This window comes from Actinomycetota bacterium (assembly GCA_030017835.1).
Taxonomy (GTDB): Bacteria; Actinomycetota; Aquicultoria; order UBA3085; family Oleimmundimicrobiaceae; genus Yes70-04.
Map to the genome: position 1 here is coordinate 1 of JASEGU010000033.1, position 8,495 is coordinate 8,495.

An 8,495-nucleotide genomic window follows, 5' to 3' on the forward strand; every position below is an offset into this window, starting at 1 on the left:
TGCACAACTATTGGTCAAACCAGTACCAGATGTATAGGAATTACCTTAAAAAATATCATGATAATCTATTTATCAACCGGGAAAAAATACTATAATGGCTTTAATGATGATTGTCGTTATTTGTTGTCCTTGATAAAGGAGATGAAAACGTAAAATGAAAAAAACGAAGGGGTTGTGTCTTTTACTTGCGGCCGCATCGCTCATATTTAGCCTACTCTTCGGCCCGCTTCCTTCAGCTATGGCAGCCGGCGCCGCAGTCGCCTGCCCAAGCCCGGCAAGCCTTTACCGTGGGGTTGCAAGCCAGACTGCGGGAAATCTGACCATAACCGAGGTGGCAGCGGGTGACCTTTCGGTGGGCACCATCACCCTAGGTCTGCCAAGCGGGGTTACGTTTTCGGGCGCACAGACCGCCTCCGTCTCAGGTGATATTGTATTAGTAAATGCTTCGGCTGAAGTCAGCTTCGATGGTCGGACCGCCACCTGGACGATGAGCGCTATCTCGACCGCCGCCTCCACCATCAGCGTCACGCCAAGGATAAATCTGGATGCCACCGTTTTGGATGGCGATCTTTTAGTTGCAGCAGGAGGGACGGCCGGAGCGACCGCCGCAAGCCTTAAGGTAGCAAACGTTTCCGGGGCGGGCGCCGCCAGCTCTTGCGCAAGCCCGACAAATTTATTTAGGGGGGCGAGCAATGGGGCGGCAGGAACCCTGATCATAACCGAAAATGGCGGCGGAGCCCTGGTTAATGGCGGAACCATCACCGCCACTCTGCCGAGCGGGGTAACCTTCTATACAGCTCCAAGCGCAAGCGTGCTCGGGGCCGATATTACACTATCTGCTCCGGTTTTAACCGGCGGCAACCTGGCCACCTGGACGGTGACCAGAAATAGCTCAACAGGGGCCGCCTCGGTGGAGATCAGCTCAAGACTTAACATCGATCCCGCCTATGGGGGCTCGGATATCAAGGTAGGCATCGCGGGAACGGCCTCAGTGACCGCTGCCGATGTTAAGATAGCAAACATTGTAGCCGCGGGGACCATAAATTCTTGCCCGAGTCCAACAAACCTTATCCGTGGATCTGCCAATCAAACGGCCGGAACACTAACCATTGCCGAGAACGCGCCCGCAACCCTCCTTGGGGGTGGCACAATAACTATTACTCTTCCCGATGGAGCCACCTTTACGACCGCGCCAACAGCCTCTCTCTCTTCGGGCGGTCTTACCTTGGTGAACACCCTGGCAGCTCTTAGTAATGGTGACCGCACGGCCACTTGGACGGTTAGCGCGGTCAGCATGGCGTCATCGACCATATCCATCACACCAAAGATCACCTTGAGCGGGACCATCGCCTATGGAGACTTAAAAGCGACCGTCGGCGGCACGGCCGGAGCCACGCCGGCGGATATTAAAATAGCAACCGTTATAAGCGGTGCGACCGGCACCACCAACTCATGCGCCAGTCCAACCACCGTCTATAAGGGAAAGACTGGTCAAGCGGGCGGCGCTATAACAATTGTTGAAAACGGACCGGTCATTCTAAGGTCAGATAAGACCATAACTATCACCTTGCCGAGCGGAGTGACCTTTGCCAGTGTTCCCATTGTAACTCTTTCATCGGGCAATCTAGCCCTTGTCAGCAATACGGCCTCCTTAAGCGGGAGCGATTCTGTAGCTAACTGGACGGTAAGGACGGAGAGCACGACGGCCACCACCCTCACCATCAGTCCGAGCCTAAATTTAAGCTCAAACGCTTCGCTTGGCGACCTGAAGGTTTATATCGGGGGGACGGCTGGAGCCACATCGGGCTATCTAAAAATAGCCACCATCAAGAGCGATGCGACCGGCACCACGAATAGTTGTTCGAGCCCATCAAATCTTATCCAGGGTGTGACAAATCAGGCGGCCGCTTACTTCACGATTGCCGAGAATGCGGCAAAAGTTCTTAAAACCGACAAAACTATCGTTGTTACGCTGCCCAAGGGGGCGACCTTTGCCAGCGCTCCAACCACTCTAATTCTCTCTGGCAATATTATTTTGAAAGATGCCACGGCCACACTAAGTGGTAGCGATACCACAGCCACCTGGACCGTTAAGACGCCGTCGACTACCGCTTCAACTATCAAAATAATTTCGAAGATTACTCTGGATTCAACAATCGCACTTGGTGATCTTAAGGTCAAGGTGAGCGGGACGGCCGGGGTAACCGAAGGAGATTTAAAGATAGGGACGGTTGTAGCTGCATCCACGGGTACCACTAACACCTGTTTGAGCTATCCCGTTCTTGTCAAAGGGGGCAGCAATCAGGCGGTGGGCACCATTAAAATCAAGGAAAATGGGCTTGCTGTCCTTAAGGTGAACAAGACCTTGACCATCACCCTGCCCAGTGGGGCGTCCTTTGCCAACGCTCCAGTTGCCAGTATATATTCTGGAAATATAACCCTTGTGAATAATACAGCCGCTTTGAGCAGCAGCGATACCATCGCCACCTGGACGATCAAGACGGAAAGCACGACCGCTTCCACCATCAGCATAGCGCCCAAGATTAATCTTACGGCAACCTTTGCTACGGGGGATTTAAAAGCGACGATTGGAGGAGGCGCCGGGGCGACCAGCGGCGTTCTTAAGATAGGGAGCGTTGACGTGATGAAGCAGTCCATTTTCGTCATAGGAGACTCCACATACAAAGTAGGTGGGAAGACCTACATGATGGACACGGCCTGCTATACCAGTGGTGGTCGGACATTCGTCCCTGTTAGATATCTGGCTTACGCCATTGGCCTTGATGAGGGTGATATCGGGTGGAATCCTAGGACGTTGATGGTTACCCTGGTAAAAGATGGCACCACGGTAAAACTTATCATCGGCAGCAAATATCTGATCAAAAACAACACCATGACCACCATGGATGTTAAAGCTGCGACCAAGAACGGCCGTACGGTTCTTCCTTTTCGCTGGGTGGTGGAGGCCTTTGGGGCAAAGGTCGGCTGGAACGGCGCCCTTTCGAGGGTGACCGTCGAATACATTTAAGCCGTTTTTCGGTTGAACACAATCAATCTGGTCGGCCATTATATTGGCATGCTCTGGGATTTTGGCTTGAATCTTAAGGAACGAGTAGAGCGCAAACCAGATTATTGTGTTAGAATTGAGTACGGATGGGGTTGATCTCGAAAAGCCGGGGGGAATGTTGGACTACTCTTTAGAAGAGCTCGGGGAAGAAAAGGTTGCATTAAAGCCATATGTGGTTGTGAAAAGGGTTGTCGATATACTTCTATCTTCCTCTGCGCTGATGCTTTTGACCCCCTTAATGTTAATGGTCGGTTTCGTCATCAAACTCTCATCTCCCGGCCCTCTTTTTTTTCGCCAAAAGCGGGTGGGTTTAAACGGTCAGACGTTTAATATTTTAAAATTTCGAACCATGGTTGTCGATGCCGAAGATGTCCTCCATGATCTGGAAGAATTCCAGCAGAGAGATGAGCCATTCGTTCAACTCAAGAAAGACCCCCGCATATTTCCTTTTGGTCAGATCTTGCGCAAGACCAGTATCGACGAGCTTCCTCAACTGATCAATATCTTGTGGGGAGAGATGAGCATCGTTGGTCCTAGGCCCTTGATATCATTTGAGGTCGCCCATTGTGACAAGGACCAACTGAGGAGACTTGAGGTCAAGCCAGGTCTGACGGGCCTTGCTCAGATAAACGGCAGGAATGATGCATCCTTTGGCGAGCGGATGGAGCTCGATTTGGAATATGCGAGAAACCGATCATTCCGGCTGGATCTAAAGATCATCATGCAGACGGCTCTAAAGGTCTTAAGAGGCGAAGGCGCTTACTAAGGGCTTACTTTTTATCATCTTCAGTCAACTTATCCTCTCTTTTTTCGGCCGCTATTTCACCGTATATAGATGCGATCAAAAGCAGCGCCAAAAGGGGCAAGAACATCCAGAGCTTTGTAGAGGTTGATAGGGGGAGCGGATAATAGACGTCGAAGATCTGGCGGAGCAGATAAAAAAAGCCAAAAGAGGCGAGTGAATATATCCAACCGTCGGTCTTTATAAAAAAACCATTCCAAAAACCCAGAAATAAGAGTGTAATATAGTGGGTTAGGACGATGCCAGTGTAGAAGATAAAGTGTTTTGTGGCAAATATATCAACCAAGAGGCCGCTGAGCAAGCGAAATATGAGCAGTGAATAGAAGGCGGCTTCTGCAATTATCCTTAGCCTATGAAGCACTTCCTCCCCCTTACCGCCGTCAAATTTTTTAAATGACCCATGTATATATGGGTATTATCATTTAAAATGGGTCTGACTGTAAAGCTCTTTTTTGGTTATGCTCTTTTTATGCAGTTTTCTTGACACCATTTTTGAACTGTGTAAATATTTTTCACGCAAGCATCTAGAAACCCATGCACTTTAAGTCGTTTGCTTTAGGTATCGGGCAAATAGCTCAAGCGCGATCCATAAGTCTGCAGAAACATAAGTTTATCGATGATCGCGCCTATTATAGGGCACAAGGTGGCAATTTGCTAAAGAGGATTGATCTGTTGGCGGCCAAGTTGAATAAAGCTGTAAATTATTTTATAAAGGCGAAGAAGGTCTTATCCCGAAGACCGATTGTAATCTCAGCCATGGCGATAGTGATCTTTAATTTCTTGATCTTTCCCGGATTTGGAGGCGGACCGGCTGAAGCGGAACTCTTGGGTTGGCACAACAGAGATTGGCAGTATAGAAAAGAAATCATCATCGACAGAACCAAAGTTAAGAGCGAATTTTCAGACTTTGCTCTGGCGATAGCCTTGAATGATGCAGACTTAAAGGGTTGGGCTAACGGCGGTCACGTTGGCCAGACCGACGGCGGCGACATCCTCTTTTGCGACGCAACCGGCGAGAAATTAGATCATGAAATTGAGACATATGATCCAAAAGACGGCCGCCTGGTAGCTTGGGTGAAGCTCAAGACGATCTCACCTATCATCGACACCAAAATTCACCTATATTACGGCAATCCCAAGTGCGAAGATCAAAGTAGCATCAAAAGCATATTTGAGCCGAGCCTTAAAATGGTCCAACACATGGGGGCAAGAAACGGCTTTCTTCTAGATTCCACCGCCAGCTCAAATTCAGCCAAGAGCGCAAGCAGTGGACCGAAAGATATTATCGGGCAAACGGGAGGCGCGCAAGAGTTTGATGGAGCGAACGATTATCTCGATTTTGGCAATAAAACTAGTTTAGGTTGGGTAGAAAACAGTTTTATGGTAAATGAAGGTGGGATTGTCGAACCATTTGAAAACGGCGCCTCCTGGAGCCCAACAGGCAAAGGGGCGATCCAGACTATCGATAAGATTAATTTTAAAGAGGGGGCAGCTTCGCTCAAGTTGACTTCAAGAGACGGAAGCCACGTTTATTCGAGCAAAAGGATAGACGTAAATCTCTCATCGGCAGATAACTTCATGTTCTGGGTATATATCAGCGAACGCTCTAAGCTCAGCTCCATATCCATCTCCTTCACCTCAACAAAGAATTGGTCAAAAGACTTAACCGCCTCAGTAACCTCCACTAGCCTTAAGAGTGGATGGAATAGGGTCATCCTTAGACGCAGCGACTTCACAACCTCAACGGGGGAGAGTTGGTCAAATAGGATGGTGTCGATGAGGGTTCGCCTAAGGGGCGCCCCCAGCGGTTCGGTCAGTGCCAACTTCGATGATTTTCGCTATAACCAGAAGGGGCGGGCTAAGGCCATCATCTCCTTTGACGATGGTTACGACGATGTCAAGAACGAAGCATTCCCCATAATGGAGGCAAATGGCCAAAAAGGGGTCGCCTTCATCACTTCGGACTATATCGATACGGTCGATCATCTGACCAAAGCCGATCTTTTGGCCATGAGAGATAGTGGTTGGGATATATCAAACCATACCAGAAGCCATCAACAACTGACCAAGCTCTCTTGGGCCCAGATGGATGATGAGATAAACGGCTGCTACGATTGGCTGGCAAATAACGGTTTTGAAGCTTCCGCCAAGTTTTTTGCCTATCCTTACGGGCTCTATAACGACAGGGTTATCGAAAAGGTCAAGGAGAGGCACAAGCTGGCACGTTCCGTAATAGCCGGCGATAGTCAGGCTCACCTCTTGCTTGGTGGCGGTATCGATCACCTCATTAAGGCATTGAATGTTACGAATAAGGTCAAAGTTGCGACGGTTAAGAAGTCGATAGATGAGGCCATCGCAAAGGGGAGTCCACTAATCATATTCCTCCATCAGATAGTGGATGATAAGGCCGACAAGTCCACCGAGTATTTGACTCAAGACTTCAAAGAAGTGAGCGATTATTTGAAGGCGAGGTCAAAAGATATCGATGTCATCACCTTTAGTGATTATTATGAGCGTCTCCACGCCGACCAACAGCTTTCGTTTGAGCTATATTTAAAACCAGCCCCTTCTTCCGGCTATGCTTCCGTTTTGGAGAAATATCATCCCGCTTATGATAAATGTACCTATAGGATAGCTGCCAGGGGTGGGGGAGCCTATGCTGCCAGGGTTGCCACCCACAATGGGTCGGTTCTTTGCGATTTTGGTCTCTTACCCACTGACCGATATTCTCATCTAGTTATGACTTACGATGGGGTAAGCCTAAAAACATATAGAGATAGCCAGTTGGTTGATGAAAAAACCTTAACCGGTAGCCTATTAAAAAACTCATATCCTTTATATGTAGCTAAGCGAGGCAAGACTTACTGGAAAGGTATCATAGACGAGGTTAGGGTGTACAATCGTGCGCTCTCGGCTCAAGAGATAGCAACCCGCCACAACAACCTAGGACTGCAAGATGACTTCTACTCTATCCTGGAAGAAGAACGTTTATGATTGGTATCATATATAAGTCCGCCCGTCGGAGAGTCGATGAATAGACCCAAAGTGATGACTGTCTTTGGCACAAGGCCAGAGGCCATAAAGCTTGCGCCCGTCATCAAGGTTTTTAAAAAATCGGATAAGATCAATTCAATCACTCTGGTTACCGCGCAACATCGCGAGATGCTCGACCAGGTACTTAAGTTATTTGATATCAGACCAGACCACGATCTTGATATCATGCGAAAAGGACAAGACCTCTTCACCCTTACCACCAAGACTCTAAACGGGGTGAAGGAGATACTCTTAAGAGAGCGGCCCGATTTGGTACTGGTCCAAGGCGATACTACAACCACTTTTGCGGCGGCTCTTTCCGCTTTCTATCTGAAGATACCCATCGCTCACGTAGAGGCGGGCTTGCGGACGTTCGATCGCTATCATCCCTTTCCTGAAGAGATGAATCGGGTTTTGACCACTCATCTCGCTGAATTGCATTTTGCTCCCACCGAAACGGCAAGGGCGAATCTTATCAAGGATGGCATCTCAAGAGATAAGGTTATCATTACCGGAAATACGGTAATCGATGCCCTACTCAGCGTCGTAAAACCCAAATATAGATTTGATACTCATCCGATTTTAAGTGGGGTGGATTTTAATTCTAATAAAATTATCCTGGTCACTTCACATCGCCGCGAAAACTGGGGGACCCCTTTCGATAATGTATGTGAGGCCATCAAAAGGCTGGTAAGGACAGATGATGATATTGAAGTGGTTTTTTCGGTGCATCTTAACCCAAATCTTAAGAATGTGGCTCATGCCATTTTGGGCAATGAGAGAAGGGTCTATCTGGTAGACCCCCTCGATTACGAGCCGTTCGTCCAATTGATGAATGGGTCCTATCTGGTCTTGACCGACTCAGGCGGAATACAAGAGGAGGCGCCCTCACTCGGCAAACCGGTTTTAGTTTTAAGAGATGTGACTGAGCGCCCGGAAGGGGTTGCAGCTGGAACGGTGAGGGTTATTGGTACGGACGTGGATAAAATCATATTTGAAACCGAAGAACTTTTAAGAAATAAAGAAGAATACGATAAGATGGCGAGAGCCATAAACCCATATGGTGATGGTCACGCAGCCGAGCGCATAGTCACTTGTCTGGAAGGATATTTTGCAAGCCAAACCTTGACGAAATAGCATTAATGGTCTTTTTTTATGTTGTCAACAAATAGAATTGTCCGGTTTTGTAGCAAATAAACTGTCCGGTTTATCGCTACCCGATATTAAGCCGCTTTTTTGTCAAGATTCTCTACCTCCTTTCCCTTAAGAGTTATATGTTGCCAGTTTTCTGTGTCCATGGAATATGGCAAGATTGCCGTTTGGATAACGATGTACCCATACTTTCACTTTGACATAGTGATAACGATACCGGTTTTGAGGGATTTGAAGAATCAACCCTTCAAATCTGACACAGTTATCGTTGCCCACGGTCCGATCATACTGTTCACAGAGGATATCTTCAATTGCCGTTCCCGTCCATGGGACAAACATGCTGCTATTTTCCTGCGGAGGGACGGAAAACTCCTCATTGAAAGCGAGCAGGTAGGTGTTGTGGATATAGTCATTAGCTTCCTTCATGCCGGTGATTCCTGC

General features: G+C 48.2%; 6 protein-coding genes. 4 read left to right on the top strand and 2 right to left on the bottom strand.

Translation table 11 applies throughout. The annotated features are described in order from the left end of the window. Positions 1 to 154: 154 nt before the first annotated feature. Positions 155 to 3,028, top strand: coding sequence for a copper amine oxidase N-terminal domain-containing protein (locus tag QMD53_06450; protein ID MDI6800284.1), 2,874 nt, complete (start codon positions 155 to 157; stop codon positions 3,026 to 3,028). 154 nt (positions 3,029 to 3,182) lie between these two features. Then, the gene (locus QMD53_06455; GenBank protein ID MDI6800285.1) at positions 3,183 to 3,833 is read left to right on the top strand and encodes a sugar transferase; all 651 of its coding nucleotides are present in this window, start codon (positions 3,183 to 3,185) and stop codon (positions 3,831 to 3,833) included. A 4-nt stretch (positions 3,834 to 3,837) separates the two neighbouring features. Here the strand turns inward: QMD53_06455 and QMD53_06460 are convergent, their stop codons facing one another. Beyond that, complete coding sequence (locus tag QMD53_06460; GenBank protein MDI6800286.1) at positions 3,838 to 4,230, bottom strand: hypothetical protein; 393 nt, start codon at positions 4,228 to 4,230, stop codon at positions 3,838 to 3,840. A 290-nt stretch (positions 4,231 to 4,520) separates the two neighbouring features. Here QMD53_06460 and QMD53_06465 point away from each other — a divergent pair, with 290 nt between their 5' ends. Together QMD53_06465 and wecB are read left to right on the top strand one after the other, a co-directional pair. Beyond that, positions 4,521 to 6,863 carry a DUF2341 domain-containing protein gene (locus tag QMD53_06465; protein ID MDI6800287.1) on the top strand — a complete coding sequence of 781 codons (2,343 nt, stop codon included), beginning with the start codon at positions 4,521 to 4,523 and terminating at the stop codon, positions 6,861 to 6,863. A 36-nt stretch (positions 6,864 to 6,899) separates the two neighbouring features. Further along, positions 6,900 to 8,039 (top strand): UDP-N-acetylglucosamine 2-epimerase (non-hydrolyzing), encoded by a 1,140-nt coding sequence (gene wecB / locus QMD53_06470; protein ID MDI6800288.1) that lies wholly within the window; start codon positions 6,900 to 6,902, stop codon positions 8,037 to 8,039. 126 nt (positions 8,040 to 8,165) lie between these two features. On the opposite strand, the gene QMD53_06475 is transcribed toward wecB, so the two are convergent. Continuing rightward, the coding region (locus QMD53_06475) for a transposase (GenBank protein ID MDI6800289.1) at positions 8,166 to 8,495 on the bottom strand (330 nt) is incomplete at its 5' end.